Genomic DNA, 15,765 nt, shown 5'->3' with positions numbered 1-15,765 from the left:
GTGAGAGTAAGACGTCGCTGGGCAGTTGAAAGAAGTCGTTACCGATTCCGGTAATGGCTTTTTTGTTTGGAGAAAAAGAGAGCGAATTATGAAATCATAAAGTAGGTCTATATTTCGACTTGGCATATGCCGTTGACAGCGAAAGCTCACTAGTAAATTTCTCTAATGAAACAGACCTATTAGCAGACTTAAATGGCTTAAAATAACATTGATTAATTATTCTAAATAATTTTTCTTTTAGCAGTTTCTTGACACGCCATATCCACGCTGATAACCTTAACAATAATATTTAAAAGGAAGCAGGAGGCGCGTCTACTTATGTGGGAATCGAAATTTGTTAAAGAAGGCTTAACGTTTGATGATGTATTGCTTGTACCAGCTCACTCGGAAGTTTTACCGAAAGATATTGATTTAGCAGTTGAATTGACACCAACCCTTAAGTTGAAAATTCCAGTGATCAGTGCAGGCATGGACACAGTAACGGAAGCTAAGATGGCTATTGCTATGGCTCGCCAAGGCGGATTAGGGGTTATTCATAAAAACATGAGCATCGAGGAGCAGGCTGAACAGGTAGTGACTGTAAAGCGTTCTGAGAATGGCGTCATTACGGATCCCTTCTTTTTAACTCCTGAACACCAGGTTTATGATGCTGAGCATTTGATGGGCAAATACCGCATTTCCGGTGTACCGATTGTTAAGGGGGAAGATGACCTTACACTTGTCGGAATCATTACAAACCGCGATCTACGCTTTATCCAGGATTATTCTTTGATCATCAACGATGTGATGACTAAAGAGAAGTTAGTCACTGCGCCTGTAGGGACTACTTTGGAAGATGCAGAAAAGATCCTGCAGCAATACAAAATTGAAAAATTGCCGATTGTGGATAATAAGGGTCTTCTCAAAGGATTAATTACCATCAAAGATATTGAGAAGGTAATTGAATTCCCGAATGCAGCCAAAGACCAGCATGGCCGTTTACTTGTAGGAGCTGCTGTAGGCGTCACTTCAGATACAATGAAGCGCGTTGAGCAATTGGTCAAGGCTTCAGTCGATGTCATTGTATTGGACACGGCTCATGGCCATTCTGAAGGCGTTTTGGGAATGGTTAAACAGATTCGCACCGAGTACCCGGAATTGGCGATCATTGCAGGAAATGTGGCAACTGCTACAGGAACAAGAGCATTAATCGAAGCCGGAGCAGATGTCGTCAAAGTCGGAATTGGACCGGGCTCGATCTGTACAACTCGTGTTGTAGCAGGTGTCGGTGTTCCACAAATCACGGCTGTTTATGATTGCGCAACAGAAGCACGCAAGTTCGGTAAAGCGATTATCGCTGATGGCGGAATCAAGTATTCTGGAGATATCATCAAAGCGTTGGCAGCTGGCGGACATGTAGTTATGCTTGGAAGCCTGCTGGCCGGTACAACTGAAAGCCCAGGAGACACTGAAATCTTCCAGGGCCGTCAATTTAAAACATACCGTGGCATGGGATCAATCGCTTCTATGGAAAAAGGTTCAAAAGACCGTTACTTCCAGGATGATGCGAAAAAATTGGTTCCGGAAGGCATTGAAGGCCGCATGCCATATAAAGGACAGCTTTCTGATACGATCCACCAATTGCTTGGCGGTATTCGTGCAGGAATGGGCTACTGTGGAACAAAAGATTTGCAGACTTTGCGTGATGAAGCACAGTTTATCCGTATGACGGGTGCAGGTTTGCGCGAAAGCCATCCACATGATGTCCAAATCACGAAAGAGTCTCCTAACTACTCAATTTAATAAAAAACTACACAGAGCGAAGATTTACTCGGTCTTCATTCACTGTTGTATGCGGAATTTATCTTAGCACCTTTTCCATCATTCAAATGACGGAAAAGGTGCTTTTTTCATGTTTCCACTTTTGCGTCTGAAAAATATGATAAAATAGCATGTGGAATCTTATAGACGGAGGTATTCAACAAGTGAAAAAGGTTTTCAACAATACATTACTGACAGCATTATTGGCTGCATTGACTTTGACTATATTTGTTCCGAAGCAGGTCCAAGCGGAAGAAACATTAAATATAATGGCGGAAGCCGCTATTTTGGTGGATGCTGAAAGTGGTAAAATTCTCTATGAAAAAAATGCCGGGACGCCTCTAGGGGTTGCCAGTATGACGAAGATGATGACAGAATATCTATTGTTCGAGGCGATAGAAGAAGGCAAGGTTACTTGGGATCAGGAATATCAAGTGACGGATTACGCCTATCAAATTTCTCAGGACATGCGTTTGAGCAATGTACCGTTTCGTGAAGATGGAGCTTATACCATCAAAGAAATGTATGAAGCAATGGCCATTTTCTCAGCCAATGCGGCAACCATCGGGATAGCCGAGACGATTGCAGGAACGGAAAGTGAGTTTGTCCGTCTGATGAATGAAAAAGCTGAAGAAATGGGCTTGGAAGAGACGGTTTTCGTCAATTCAACCGGACTCAGCAATTCAAGCTTGATGGGGATGCATCCCGAAGGAACGAAAGAGGAAGATGAAAATATCATGCCGGCGCGTTCAGTTGCGAAGCTGACAAAAATCTTGTTGGATGATTATCCGGAAGTGTTGGAAACGACAAAAATTCCGGTGATGAATTTTCGTGAAGGAACTGCCGATGAAACACGGATGGAAAACTGGAATTCGATGCTGCCTGGTTTGATTTATGAGTATGAGGGTGTAGATGGATTGAAAACCGGCAGCACGGATTTTGCTGGTTATTCGTTTGCAGGAACCGCAAAACGTGACAATACCCGCTTTATCGCTGTAGTCATGGGTGCAGTGGACAACGAAGGTGCCGGTTCTTATAAAGCCCGTTTTGAAGCGACGCGTGCATTGTTTGATTTTGGTTTTGGCCAGTTCACGACAGAGGAAATCATTCCCGCAGGCTATCAGTTTGAAGGACAGGAAACGCTGGCTGTTGAAAAGGGCGTGGAAGAAGAAGTGGCGATTGCAGTGAAAGAGCCTGTTTCCATGATGATCCGGACTGCGGATAAAGAATTGTATCAGCCGGAATTGCTGTTGGATGATACGGTTGTCCAAGACAGCAGGCTTGAAGCAGGAGTAGAAAAGGATTTAGCGGTGGGAACGCTCGAGCTGACAAAAGCGGATGGCACGGAATATGGCTATTTAAGCGGAAGTGAAAACGACGTTGAAGTCGTGACTACTGAAGCTGTAGAGCGTGCTGGCTGGGTGTCCTTGTCGATGCGCACTGCAGGGGGATTCCTATCTTCTTTATGGGATGATGCCGGTAGTTTTGTAAAAGGTTTATTTTAATGGGAAAAGCCGTTCATCTGAAAATGATGAACGGCTTTTTCTACCGAATTTCCCAGCATGACATCAGGTCAAGAACGCCGGAGTGGATTTCTTCTTGCGACAGGCCGCCGAATCCAAGAACGATTTTAGGATGTGTACCGGCTCTTTTATGAACGTCGAAGGACTGCAGGCCAGTGACACGGATACCGGCATTTTTAGCACGTTCTACCAGCTCTTCTTCGCTCAACGGGGTTTGGATGGTGAGCACGATGTGCATTCCTGCCTGTTCACCGGAAACTGCAACCACCGGAGCGAATAAAGCCAGAGACGTGCTCAACTGTTTGATTTTCTTCTGGTATAGCTTGCGCATGCGATTGAGGTGGCGCGCGAAATGGCCCTCTTTCATGAATTCGGCGACCAGCTGTTGATCGTGCCTTGGCACGGATGAAGAATAATGAAGAAAGGTCTGCTGGTATGCCCGTAGCAGCCGTTTGGGAAGAACCATATAAGCGATGCGCAGAGAGGGCATAAGCGATTTTGAAAAAGTACTGATGTAGATGACCCGGTCGCTTAGGTCCATGCTCTGCAAAGCGGGTATCGGCCGGCTGGTGTAGCGGAATTCACTGTCGTAATCGTCTTCGATAATGTAGCGTTCCGGCTTGGCTGCGGCCCAATTGAGCAGCTGCGCCCGTTTGGTGGCACTTAGAACAGAGCCGGATGGAAACTGATGGGAAGGGGTAACATAGGCGACATCAACATTGGAGGCTTCCAATTCACCGATATTGATGCCATCCTGGTCCAGTTCAATGGGGACCGACTGTCGCTCATGATGGCTGAATATACTATGGGTCAGCGCATATCCAGGATTCTCATAGCCGTACACAAGCTTTTTATCAAGCAGGCGAATCAATAGCGGCAGGAGCTGTTCCGTACCCGAACCGATGACGATCTGTTCTACATCACAGATTACCCCTCGGGACTGATACAGATAGCGGGCAATTTCCTGACGCAGCGCATCATCCCCTTGAGAATGGCCGGATAGTAATAATTCATGGTTGGATTCATCCAGGATGTCGCGTGCCAGTTTGCGCCATGTGGCAAATGGAAAAGAGCGGGTATCGATGCTGCCGGAGTTGAAATCCACTCTGTAGGAAGTAGTTTCTTTGATGACCGGCTCGTCGTGAGGAACATCTAAATAAGCGAGCTCTTCGACAGGCTGTGCATAAAATCCTTTGCGGGGACGTGATTCGATAAACCCTTCAGCTACAAGTTGAGAGTAGGCAAGTTCGACGGTCGTTTGACTGATTTGCAGAAAATCCGCTAATTTCCGTTTGCTTGGCAATTTGGTGTCGACATCTATGGTGCCATCAATGATGGCTTTTTTTATTTCTCTGTAAAGTTGCTTATATAGCGGAATCGGTGACTGCTTTTGAAGCTGAAACATGAGCATGTCCATTTATTTTCCTCCAACTGACCTTATTAAAATGAATGAAACTGAGTCTTTTTATATGGTCAATCTCTATTATACTGAATTTATCAACAAATAGGGGGAATTAGTAAATGAGTCAACATGGAACAGATCGCGTAAAAAGAGGAATGGCTGAAATGCAAAAAGGTGGGGTGATCATGGATGTGGTCAATGCGGAACAGGCACGTATCGCTGAAGCTGCAGGAGCTACCGCTGTAATGGCGCTGGAAAGAGTCCCGTCCGATATCCGCAGAGACGGCGGAGTCGCGCGTATGGCAGATCCGCGCATTACAGAAGAAGTGATGAAAGCCGTATCGATTCCGGTCATGGCGAAAGCACGCATTGGCCACATCGTGGAAGCGCGCATCCTGGAAGCGATGGGTGTCGATTATATTGATGAAAGTGAAGTATTGACGCCTGCAGATGAAGAGTTTCATTTATTGAAAAACCAATACACCGTGCCGTTTGTCTGCGGCTGCCGGAACCTGGGCGAAGCAGCGCGCCGAATCGGTGAAGGAGCTTCCATGCTGCGCACGAAAGGCGAACCGGGTACCGGCAATATTGTTGAAGCGGTCCGCCATTTGCGCCAGGTGAATGCGGAAGTGCGGAAAGTGATTGCCATGAGTGAAGATGAATTGATGACAGAAGCGCGCAACTTGGGTGCTTCCTACGAATTTCTGAAAGAAGTGAAGAGCCTAGGGCGCTTGCCGGTGGTCAATTTTGCGGCTGGCGGAGTGGCGACACCGGCGGATGCGGCATTGATGATGGAACTCGGAGCAGACGGGGTCTTTGTTGGATCCGGTATCTTCAAATCCGATAATCCCGAGCGGTTTGCGCGTGCCATTGTCGAGGCGACTACCCATTACCAGGATTATAAATTGATTGCAGAGCTGTCAAAAGACTTGGGCATCGCCATGAAAGGCATTGAGATCTCAACAATTGCTGCAGGCGAACGCATGCAGGAGCGGGGCTGGTAAAGATGAAACGAGTTGGAGTCCTCGCTTTGCAGGGAGCTGTCCGGGAGCATCTCCAGTCGATTGAAGCATGTGGAGCAGAAGCGGTTTCTGTGAAATGGCCGAAAGATCTTGAATCATTGGATGCTTTGATTTTGCCGGGCGGTGAAAGTACGGCCATGCGGCGCTTGATCGATCGCTATAACATGATGGAACCATTACGGCAATTCGCTGAAACAGGAAAACCGATGTTCGGTACCTGCGCAGGGTTGATCTTGTTAGCAGAAACAGTGGTCGGGGAAGACCAGCCGCACCTTGGTGTTATGGACGTGGCAGTTGAACGGAATTCGTTTGGCCGGCAAGTGGACAGCTTTGAAGTGCCACTTGAAATCAATGGGATCGAAGGAGCTTTTGAAGCAGTCTTTATCCGCGCTCCGCACATTGTTAGCGCCGGACCTTCCACTGAAGTGCTATGTGTCCATGATGGGAAAATCGTGATGGCGAAAAACGGTCAGTTTCTAGGCTGTTCGTTCCATCCGGAATTGACCGAAGACCATCGCGTTACAGCATATTTTTTAAGTATGATTCCCAGCAAATCAGGCCTTCTCTTGCCAAATTAATCAATATATAGTAAAGTATGATTAATTTCAAAGACGAAACGTTGATGGGAAGTAGTAAAGCGATTGTTTTTACAAAGAGAGCCGGTGGTTGGTGCGAACCGGTGAAAAACGCGTTTGAATCCACCCCGGAGTTGCATGGCGAAAGAAGCCATTGCCGGTTTTAATGCCGTTATGTGATGAAGAGGATTGGCATGTGCCGATCAATCAGGGTGGCAACGCGGGTAGCTCTCGTCCCTTTACCAAGGGATGGGGGCTATTTTTGTTGTCTTTTTTTATGTGATTAAAAATTTGGAGGAGGAAACACTATGTTGGATATTCGTTTTGTACGTGCGAATTTTGAAGAAGTAAAAGCCAAATTGGCGAAACGCGGAGAAGATATTTCTGTGCTGGATGATTTTGAAGGATTGGATGTAAAACGGCGCGAATTGATTGCGCAGACTGAAACATTGAAGGCGGAACGCAACGAGGCGTCTCAAAATATCGCTGCGATGAAGCGGGCGAAAGAAAATGCAGACGACGCCATTGCGAAAATGCGTGAAGTCGGCGACAAGATCAAAGCCATTGACGAAGAATTGCGGGAAGTGGAGGAATGCCTGAACTATATCATGATGCGTGTACCGAACATTCCGCATGACAGCGTTCCGTTCGGCGATTCTGAAGACGATAACGAAGAAATCCGTACGTGGGGCGACAAACCTGAATTCGGATTTGACGTAAAACCGCATTGGGATCTGGGGACTGATTTGAACATCATCGATTTTGAGCGTGCAGCCAAAGTGACAGGAAGCCGCTTTGTCTTTTACCGGGGACTTGGGGCTCGCCTTGAGCGCGCATTGATCAACTTCATGATGGACCTTCACCAGGAAGAGCATGGCTATGAAGAGATGCTGCCACCGTATATGGTCAACCGCGAAAGCTTGACGGGAACAGGCCAATTGCCGAAATTTGAAGAAGATGCTTTCCTGATTGAAAAAGAGGATTATTTCCTCATTCCGACTTCTGAAGTGCCGGTTACGAACTTTTACCGGGATGAAATTCTGACAGCCGATATGATGCCGCAAGCCTTTGCTTCTTACAGTTCAAATTTCCGCTCTGAAGCGGGTTCTGCGGGACGCGACACGCGTGGGTTAATCAGACAGCATCAATTCAACAAAGTCGAACTGGTGCGCTTTGTGAAGCCTGAGGATTCTTATGATGAACTGGAGAAACTGACGGGCCATGCTGAAAAAGTCCTTCAGCTTTTGGGGTTGCCATACCGCGTATTGAAAATGTGTACAGCAGATCTTGGCTTTACAGCAGCGAAGAAATACGATATCGAAGTGTGGATTCCTAGCCAGGAGACGTACCGGGAAATTTCTTCTTGCAGTAATTTTGAAGACTTCCAGGCAAGACGTGCAAATATTAAATTCCGCCGGGAAGCAACCGGCAAACCTGAATTCGTCCACACGTTAAACGGCAGCGGCTTGGCAATCGGCCGAACCGTGGCGGCGTTGCTTGAAAACTGTCAGCAGGAAGACGGTTCAATCAAGATTCCTGAAGTACTGCAGCCTTATATGGGCGGCAAAAAGACAATCAATTGATAGAAAGGCTCAAAAGCACATTGCTTTTGAGTCTTTTTATTTGGAGAAAGGGGTAAGGAGTAGATAAAGAGGATTTGTGAAAGGAGTTAGTTAAATGACAAACTTAAGTTTTCAATTCTTGGAGACGAACGGCATCAATCTTCATCTTGCCGTGGCCGGACCTGAGGATGGACCTTTAGTCGTTTTGCTGCATGGCTTTCCGGAATTCTGGTTTGGCTGGAAAAATCAAATTCAGCCCTTGGCGGAAAAAGGCTACCGGGTAGTGGCACCTGACCAGCGCGGCTATAATTTAAGCGATAAACCTGAGGGAATCGACAATTATACGGTGGACCACCTGAGGGACGACGTTATCGGCATCATTGAGCATTTCCATAAAAAGAGGGCCATCGTCATCGGACATGACTGGGGAGGGGCGGTAGCTTGGCATTTGGCGGCGACACGACCAGAGTATGTAGAAAAACTGATTGTCTTGAATATCCCACATCCTAAAGCCATGCCGCGGGTCCTAAAAAAAAATCCACTGCAGTGGATGAAGAGCTCTTATATCGCATTTTTTCAATTGCCTAATCTGCCTGAGAAGGCGCTGGGAATGAGAGAATTCAAAACGATGCAGCAAAGCATCGAACAGACCAGCAAGCCAGACACATTTTCAAAGCACGAAATAGAGCAATATAAAGCGGCTTGGTCCCAATCCGATGCTTTGACGGCAATGCTCAATTGGTACCGGGCAATCCGGCGCGGCAGTTTCAGGCAAGTGCCTGACACGAAAATAAAAGTGCCTGTCAGAATCATTTGGGGGATGGGCGATCAGTTCCTGTCACCGATGCTGGCAAAAGAGAGCATGTCATTTTGCGAAGAAGTCAATTTGGCGTTTGTCGGAGAAGCAACCCATTGGATCCAGCACGAACAGCCGGAAATCGTCAACCGGTTGATTGATCAGTTCATCAGCGAATAAAAAAGCGAAAAACCCCTATGACTGGGTTTTTCGCTTTTGTTTTTTGATTTCCCGAAGATTTCGGAAGAACTGTGTCAGCAACTGTCCGCATTCCTCAGCGAGGACATTCTCGGTTACCTGGCATTGATGGTTGAAGCGGTCGTCATTCAGCAAGCGATAGAGGGAATCTACGCTGCCTGCTTTAGCATCCCGTGCCCCGTAGACGACATGAGGAATCCGGGATTGCAGAATGGCCCCTGCACACATTGGACAAGGCTCTAACGTTACGTAAATCTTCGTGTCTTCCAGCCGCCAGTTGCCAAGATGCAGACACGCTTCCTGGATCGCCAACAATTCGGCGTGAGTGACGGCGTTTTGTGTCGTTTCCCGCAGGTTGTGGGCACGCGCTATCACCTGGTCGCCATAGACAATGACCGCACCGATCGGCACTTCTCCTTTGGCTCCCGCTTTTTCTGCTTCTTCAATTGCCAACCCCATATAAAAATGATCTTTTTCCATTCCGTTCATGATGCATCGCTCCTTGTTTCTAGTGTAGCATTTTCCGGTCCACAAAAAGAGCGCGAAAATCCGTACAGACAAAAACCACTGAAAAGCGTAAACTGGAGAAACCAGAAAGTAGGGAGTGATCCAAGGGTGAAACAACATAAAAAGGAAAAACCGCTGCATTTTACGCTACGCTTTATTTTCATTTTCATCGGTGCCACCATGGCTGCAGCCGCCATTGAATTGTTCCTGGTTCCGAATGCGATCATCGATGGCGGGATTATCGGTATTTCTTTGATATTGGACTATTTAACCGTGATTCCTTTTGGGATTTTACTGGTCGTCATCAATTTGCCGTTCCTTTATTTCGGCTATAAACATATCGGCCGTAATTTTTTCATCTCTTCTATTTTTGCCATTGTTGCGTTAGCGCTGATTGAAATTCCCATGCATAAGATCGAACCGTTTGTAGAAGATCCGCTCCTCGCTACTGTATTTGGCGGATTGCTCCTCGGAGCGGGTGTTGGAATTGTCATCCGCAACGGCGGAGCACTTGATGGGACGGAGATTCTCGGAATTTTATTGACCAAGAAATTACCGTTTTCGGTTGGTGAATTTGTCATGTTCTTCAATGTCTTCATCTTTGGATGGGCTGCGTTTGTATTGGGGATGGAGCAGGCGATGTATTCGATTTTGACCTATTATATTGCTTCCAAAACCATAGACGTAGTCATTCAGGGATTGGATGACACTAAGGCTGTGCTGATCATATCGGAAGAGTATGAAGAAATCGGTTCAGCCATCAACGACCGTCTTGGACGCAGCTTCACGAAACTGCACGGCAAAGGGGGCTACCTCAATTCACCGAAAGACGTGATTTATGTTGTGGTCACCCGTCTGGAAATCACGAAGCTTAAGCAAATAGTATCAGATATCGATTCGAAAGCGTTTTTGACCATCATGGCGACTCAGGAAGTCCATGGCGGAACGTTTAAAGCACCGATCCATTAAGCAAACTGTCGATTTTTCGCTCTACTTTTAACCAGAGCTGTGTGTTAAAATAAATGGCATTGCAATTTACTTGAATCGAAAAAGGAGGACTTCCCATGCCGGTGCCATTCATTACGGTAGAAGGTCCGATTGGCGTAGGCAAGACTTCGCTGACCAAAGCGCTCGCCGATCAAAATCAATTTCAGCTGTTAAAAGAGATTGTTGACGAAAATCCGTTTTTAAATAAATTCTACGAAGATATAGAAGAGTGGAGCTTTCAGACAGAGATGTTCTTTTTATGCAATCGCTACAAGCAGTTGGCGGATATCCAGAAAAAGTTCATTTCGAAGCGGGAACCGGTCGTGGCCGATTACCATATCTTCAAAAATCTGATCTTCGCAAAACGCACATTGCCTGAAGCTGAATACGCCAAGTATGAAGCTATCTACAAAATCCTGACGGTGGATATGCCGAAACCGAATATGGTTATTTACCTGCATGCCAGCCTGGACACATTGATGAAGCGCATCAAATTGCGGGGGCGTGAATTCGAACAGATGATCACCCCGGAATACATGGAGCAGCTGGCAGCGGATTACCATGAGTTCATTGAACGTTTTGAGCGTGAGCATCCGGAAATTCCCGTGTTGCGTTTCAACGGCGATGAAATCGATTTTGTCCAAAACGGCGGAGACCTTCAGCTGATCCTGGACAAGGTGGATGGAACTTTACAAAAGAGGAGTTTGACCTTATGAATTTACGTGAAAAGTACGGCATTCCACAAAATGCGGTAATTACCATAGCTGGCACAGTGGGGGTCGGGAAATCTACGATGACGAAAGCGTTGGCGGATGCACTGCAATTCCGCACATCGTTTGAAAATGTCGACACCAATCCATACTTGGATCTATTTTATGATGATTTTGAGAAATGGAGCTTCCACTTGCAGATTTATTTCCTGGCGGAACGTTTTAAAGAGCAGAAGCGGATGTTCGAATACGGCGGTGGATTTATTCAGGACCGTTCGATTTATGAAGATACCGGTATTTTTGCCAAAATGCATTGGGATAAAGGAACAATGAACAATGTGGATTACGAAACCTATACCAACTTGTTTGAAGCGATGGTCATGACGCCGTATTTCCCACATCCAGACTTGCTGATTTACCTGGAAGGCTCGATTGAAGATATTCTTTCCCGCATCCAGGAACGCGGCCGGGCAATGGAGCAGCAGACACCGGTCGATTACTGGCTGGAAATGCACCAGCGCTACGAAAGCTGGATCAATTCCTTTAATGGATGTCCCGTACTGCGTTTGAATATCAACGACTATGACTTGATGAACGATCCGGATTGCTCTGAACAGATTGTGGAGCGCATCGGCGGCTTTATGAAGCAAACCTCTATCCTGCGTAAATAAAATAAACCCCTTGGGCACCACCTGCTCAAGGGGTTTATTATTATTTCCCGGGAAATAAGGAATAATGGGCATGAAAAAACCGGAAAGCCGAGGCCTTCCGGTAATCTATATCGAAATAATCAGACATACAAGTTTTAAGAAAAATTCGTTACTTGCGTAACGAATCCAATCTCGAATTTATATGCGCGTGTAAATTCAAAAAATGGAGGAGGAAGAGGGATTCGAACCCCCGCGGGATTTGACTCCCCTGTCGGTTTTCAAGACCGATCCCTTCAGCCAAACTTGGGTATTCCTCCGTATTGGACAAGAACTAATTTATCATGGATGAATAATGGCTGTCAACAGTTTTTCATGGTTTTTAATTTTTTTTGAAGAAAACCTGCCAGTATTACTGAAATTCAGCTGATTTCAAAGAAATTATTGCTTAAGGAAGGTTCTTGATTGATTTTTCATCGATTAATATCGTATACTAGTAAATGCCGTGCTAGGTGGGAAGATAGCGGTGTCCTGTAACCTGCAATCCGCTTTAGCAGGACTGAATTCCTTTCTGAGGCTGTTTGCATGTAAGGTCTGCCTCTTGCACGTAGTGTTGACATCTGGGTCCTGCGCAATGGAATCCCATGAACCATGTCAGGTCCGGAAGGAAGCAGCATTAAGTGGAACATTCCATGTGCCGCGGGATCGCCTAGATCGAGCCAGCGACAAGGGTAACGCTTATGTGCAGCAGTCGAAGAAAGGTGCACGGCAAAAATACATAAATTCAAACCTGTCCGCTCTTGCAGCGGACAGGTTTTTTATTGTTTCCTTCGCAGAATCGTTACGTGGAGATCGGGGAAATCGTTAAGAAAGACCCGTCTTTTATGATATAATGATAGGACGAAAAACAGATTAGTTAAAAGGAGAGAACGAGTTGGCGTATCAAGCTTTTTACCGTGTTTACAGACCCCAGTCCTTTTCTGAAATGACAGGTCAGACGCATGTCAAACAAACCCTTCAAAATGCTCTCCTTTACAATAAGACGACGCATGCTTATTTATTCTCAGGACCGAGAGGCACAGGAAAAACCAGTGCAGCGAAGATATTCGCCAAAGCATTGAACTGTGAGCAGGCTCCAGCAGCGGAACCATGCAACGAATGTGCTTCCTGCAGAAGCATCAACGAAGGATCCAATACCGACGTCATTGAATTTGACGCAGCTTCCAATTCACGCGTGGAAGAGATGCGGGAAATTATTGAGAAGGTCCGGTTTTCACCGGCGAATTCCCGTTTCAAAATCTATATCATCGATGAAGTGCATATGCTGTCGAACAGTGCGTTTAACGCTTTACTGAAAACATTGGAAGAGCCGCCGGAACACGTGGTCTTCATTTTGGCGACAACAGAGCCGCATAAACTGCCATTAACGATCATCTCCCGCTGCCAGCGCTTTGATTTTAAATCCCATACGCAAGTGGATATCGTTTCACGCATGGTGGAAGTGTTAACGGATGCACAAATCCCTTATAACGAACAGGTGCTTAAAATAATCGCTCAGGCTGCTTCCGGCGGAATGCGTGATGCATTGAGCCTGTTGGACCAGGTTGTCTCGTTCAGCGGCGATGAAATGACAGTCGAAGATGCGTTATTGGTTACAGGATCGATCAGCCAGGATATGTTCTATGGTATTGCGGAAGCATTGCTTGCCAAGGATATCGGACAGTCGTTGACGTTATTGGAACAATTGGTGCGCGATGGCAAAGATCCTGTCCGGCTGGTTGAGGATTTCATCACTTTCTTCCGGGATCTCTTATTGATCCAAACGGCGCCAGACCTTCACGATATGTTGGAGTTGGCTACACATGAACCGCGCTTTGAAGAACTGGCCAATCGATTCGAGCCGGCGACCCTTTACACCTGGATTGACATTTTATCTAAAACCCAACAGGAAATGCGGTTTTCAAACCATACAAAAATTTATATGGAAACAGCATTGCTGAAAATGGCGCAGGCCGATGTGCCGGTCCAAAGCACAGCTTCTGCAGTATCTCCTGAACTGGAGGCGAAAGTCATCCAACTGGAAAATCTGGTGCGCGAATTACAGCAGCAGGTGAAGAACGGGGCAGGCACAGGAACTGCGGCGGCTCCGGCTGAACAGAAAAAACGCCAGCGCGTGCAAAGCAGCTTTAAAATACCGACTGGCCGCATTCAGGAAGTCTTGAAAAATGCGACCAAGCCAGACATTCAGGCGATTAAAACCAATTGGGCCACAGTGATGAGCCAGTTGCAGCGGTCGCATTCGGCTTTATTGAATGACGCAGAGCCGGTAGCGGCATCAGCGGATGCATTTGTGTTAAAATTCAAGTATGATATTCATTGCCAGATGGCTTCCGAAAACCAGACGTTTGCCGCAACCTTCAGCCAATTGTTGGAGCAGTATGCAGGCAAGGCTTATACGCCGGTTTTTGTTCCGGACGCCAGTTGGCTGAAAATCCGTGAAGATTTTATTAAGAAGAACGGATCGAAGGCAGGCACTGAAGAAAAACAGTCAGAGGCTGAAGAAGGAAATCCGTTTTCGGGTGAAGGAGCTGCAGCGGAAGAAGATCCGTTCATCTCAGAAGCCGAGCGTCTTTTCGGAAAAGACTTTGTCGAGGTTCATGACGATTAAAATGAAAATTCTAAGGAGGAACTAATTATGCGCGGTGGAGGAAATATGCAAGGCATGATGAAGCAGATGCAAAAAATGCAAAAAGAGATGGCGGTTGCCCAAGAAGAGCTTGGAACATTGAAGTTCGAGGGAGCAGCAGGCGGAGGTATGGTCAAAGTTACTGTATCCGGCCATAAAGAAGTATTGGATATCGTATTGGATCCAACAGTCGTTGATCCGGAAGATATTGAAATGCTGCAGGATCTTTTGGTTGTAGCTACAAACGAAGCGTTTAAAAAAGCGGATGAACATGCGAATTCCACAATGGGGAAATTCACGAAGGGCCTAAATCTCCCGGGCATGTTCTAGGAGGAAAACCAGATGCATTATCCAGAACCTATTTCGAAGTTAATGGAGAGTTTTATGAAATTGCCAGGAATCGGGCCGAAAACTGCGGCCCGGCTGGCATTTTTTGTGCTTGGCATGAAAGAAGACACGGTGCTTGATTTTGCTAAAGCTTTGGTTGATGCAAAACGGAATTTAAGTTTCTGCTCGGTGTGCGGCCATATTACGGACGTCGATCCCTGCCATATTTGCCAGGATCAACAGCGTGACCGTACGACGATCTGTGTGGTCCAGGATCCGAAAGACGTAATTGCGATGGAGAAAATGCGCGATTACAAAGGCTTGTACCATGTATTGCAGGGGGCCATCTCTCCAATGGACGGAATTGGCCCTGAAGATATAAATGTTCCTTCTCTATTGAAGCGTCTTCAGGACGAAGAGGTGGAAGAACTGATTCTGGCGACGAATCCGACGATCGAAGGAGAAGCGACGGCGATGTATATTTCCCGCCTCGTAAGGCCTTCGGGAATCAAGACCACAAGGATTGCCCATGGGCTTCCGGTAGGCGGCGATTTGGAATATGCAGATGAAGTGACTTTATCGAAAGCATTAGAAGGCCGGCGTGAGCTTAAATAGAAGCAAAGGTTGGAATAGGGTTCTATGCTTCTGATAAATGGTAAATATTCTGATTTATTATGTTTTGCATATAATAGTCTGGAGTGTAATACAGACTAATAGGAAAAAGAAGAAGGATAAGTAAGGAAAAGGAGTCAAGTGAAATGGCTTTACAGAGCGGTTTTTCTTGATTCCTTTTCAAACTCCTTTTATAGAAGGAAAAGAGAATTCCATCAGGAATGTTTTATGAATATAATTTTATTTGCCAAAAGTGTTGACAGTCTGGCGAATATGCTTTAGTATCATAGGAGTCGTAAAGAACGACGCAAACAACATGAACAACGCAAACAACCTGAACCTTGAAAACTGAACAGCAAAACGTCAACAAACAGCAACGGCCGCGCAAAACGGCCCGCGCAAAACTTACTG

General features: G+C 46.2%; 14 protein-coding genes, 1 tRNA gene, 1 other RNA gene and 1 other annotated feature. Of the genes, 13 read left to right on the top strand and 3 right to left on the bottom strand.

Going from position 1 to position 15,765, the window contains the following annotated elements; all coding sequences use genetic code 11:
• Positions 1 to 318: 318 nt before the first annotated feature.
• Positions 319 to 1,782: an IMP dehydrogenase gene (guaB, locus tag Q0785_RS19955; RefSeq protein WP_298834497.1), complete on the top strand. Its 1,464-nt coding sequence runs from the start codon at positions 319 to 321 to the stop codon at positions 1,780 to 1,782.
• Positions 1,783 to 1,964: 182 nt separating this feature from the next.
• Positions 1,965 to 3,305, top strand: coding sequence for a serine hydrolase (locus Q0785_RS19950; RefSeq protein WP_298834495.1), 1,341 nt, complete (start codon positions 1,965 to 1,967; stop codon positions 3,303 to 3,305).
• A 40-nt stretch (positions 3,306 to 3,345) separates the two neighbouring features.
• On the opposite strand, the gene Q0785_RS19945 is transcribed toward Q0785_RS19950, so the two are convergent.
• Positions 3,346 to 4,740 (bottom strand): PLP-dependent aminotransferase family protein, encoded by a 1,395-nt coding sequence (locus tag Q0785_RS19945; RefSeq protein ID WP_298834492.1) that lies wholly within the window; start codon positions 4,738 to 4,740, stop codon positions 3,346 to 3,348.
• Positions 4,741 to 4,844: 104 nt separating this feature from the next.
• Between Q0785_RS19945 and pdxS the strand changes: the two genes are divergently transcribed.
• The 4 genes from pdxS to Q0785_RS19925 all read left to right on the top strand — a co-directional run bounded on the left by pdxS (position 4,845) and on the right by Q0785_RS19925 (position 8,860).
• The gene (gene pdxS, locus Q0785_RS19940) at positions 4,845 to 5,729 is read left to right on the top strand and encodes a pyridoxal 5'-phosphate synthase lyase subunit PdxS (protein WP_223643588.1); all 885 of its coding nucleotides are present in this window, start codon (positions 4,845 to 4,847) and stop codon (positions 5,727 to 5,729) included.
• A 2-nt stretch (positions 5,730 to 5,731) separates the two neighbouring features.
• A complete protein-coding gene (gene pdxT / locus Q0785_RS19935; RefSeq protein WP_298834489.1) occupies positions 5,732 to 6,325 on the top strand; it encodes a pyridoxal 5'-phosphate synthase glutaminase subunit PdxT in 594 nt (197 codons plus the stop codon).
• A gap of 32 nt (positions 6,326 to 6,357) precedes the next feature.
• Positions 6,358 to 6,564, top strand: a binding site (T-box leader).
• Positions 6,565 to 6,630: 66 nt separating this feature from the next.
• Positions 6,631 to 7,905 carry a serine--tRNA ligase gene (gene serS, locus Q0785_RS19930; RefSeq protein WP_298834486.1) on the top strand — a complete coding sequence of 425 codons (1,275 nt, stop codon included), beginning with the start codon at positions 6,631 to 6,633 and terminating at the stop codon, positions 7,903 to 7,905.
• Between the two features lie 94 nt (positions 7,906 to 7,999).
• Positions 8,000 to 8,860, top strand: coding sequence for an alpha/beta hydrolase (locus Q0785_RS19925; protein WP_298834483.1), 861 nt, complete (start codon positions 8,000 to 8,002; stop codon positions 8,858 to 8,860).
• Positions 8,861 to 8,875: 15 nt separating this feature from the next.
• Here Q0785_RS19925 and tadA read toward each other — a convergent pair whose 3' ends face one another.
• On the bottom strand, positions 8,876 to 9,367 hold the full coding sequence (gene tadA / locus Q0785_RS19920; protein ID WP_298834480.1) for a tRNA adenosine(34) deaminase TadA: 492 nt from the start codon (positions 9,365 to 9,367) through the stop codon (positions 8,876 to 8,878).
• Positions 9,368 to 9,493: 126 nt separating this feature from the next.
• On the opposite strand from tadA, the gene Q0785_RS19915 reads away from it, so the two are divergent.
• From Q0785_RS19915 to Q0785_RS19905, 3 genes are all read left to right on the top strand, one after another.
• A complete protein-coding gene (locus Q0785_RS19915; protein WP_298834477.1) occupies positions 9,494 to 10,354 on the top strand; it encodes a YitT family protein in 861 nt (286 codons plus the stop codon).
• Between the two features lie 95 nt (positions 10,355 to 10,449).
• Entirely contained in the window at positions 10,450 to 11,088 is a 639-nt protein-coding gene (locus tag Q0785_RS19910; protein WP_223643599.1) for a deoxynucleoside kinase, read from the top strand.
• Complete coding sequence (locus Q0785_RS19905; protein ID WP_223643601.1) at positions 11,085 to 11,753, top strand: deoxynucleoside kinase; 669 nt, start codon at positions 11,085 to 11,087, stop codon at positions 11,751 to 11,753. Before Q0785_RS19910 ends, Q0785_RS19905 begins: the two co-directional genes overlap by 4 nt.
• Positions 11,754 to 11,956: 203 nt before the next feature.
• On the opposite strand, the gene Q0785_RS19900 is transcribed toward Q0785_RS19905, so the two are convergent.
• Positions 11,957 to 12,049: transfer RNA gene (locus tag Q0785_RS19900), tRNA-Ser, on the bottom strand.
• 183 nt (positions 12,050 to 12,232) lie between these two features.
• Between Q0785_RS19900 and ffs the strand changes: the two genes are divergently transcribed.
• The 4 genes from ffs to recR all read left to right on the top strand — a co-directional run bounded on the left by ffs (position 12,233) and on the right by recR (position 15,357).
• Positions 12,233 to 12,498, top strand: an RNA gene (ffs, locus tag Q0785_RS19895) — signal recognition particle sRNA large type.
• Between the two features lie 165 nt (positions 12,499 to 12,663).
• The gene (gene dnaX / locus Q0785_RS19890; RefSeq protein WP_298834473.1) at positions 12,664 to 14,397 is read left to right on the top strand and encodes a DNA polymerase III subunit gamma/tau; all 1,734 of its coding nucleotides are present in this window, start codon (positions 12,664 to 12,666) and stop codon (positions 14,395 to 14,397) included.
• Between the two features lie 27 nt (positions 14,398 to 14,424).
• Entirely contained in the window at positions 14,425 to 14,745 is a 321-nt protein-coding gene (locus Q0785_RS19885) for a YbaB/EbfC family nucleoid-associated protein (protein WP_298834470.1), read from the top strand.
• Positions 14,746 to 14,757: 12 nt separating this feature from the next.
• A complete protein-coding gene (recR, locus tag Q0785_RS19880) occupies positions 14,758 to 15,357 on the top strand; it encodes a recombination mediator RecR (RefSeq protein ID WP_215102859.1) in 600 nt (199 codons plus the stop codon).
• Positions 15,358 to 15,765 lie beyond the last annotated feature (408 nt).

Source organism: uncultured Planococcus sp., assembly GCF_947501725.1.
GTDB lineage: Bacteria > Bacillota > Bacilli > Bacillales_A > Planococcaceae > Planococcus > Planococcus donghaensis_C.
This window is presented reverse-complemented; position numbering and strand designations above follow the sequence as displayed.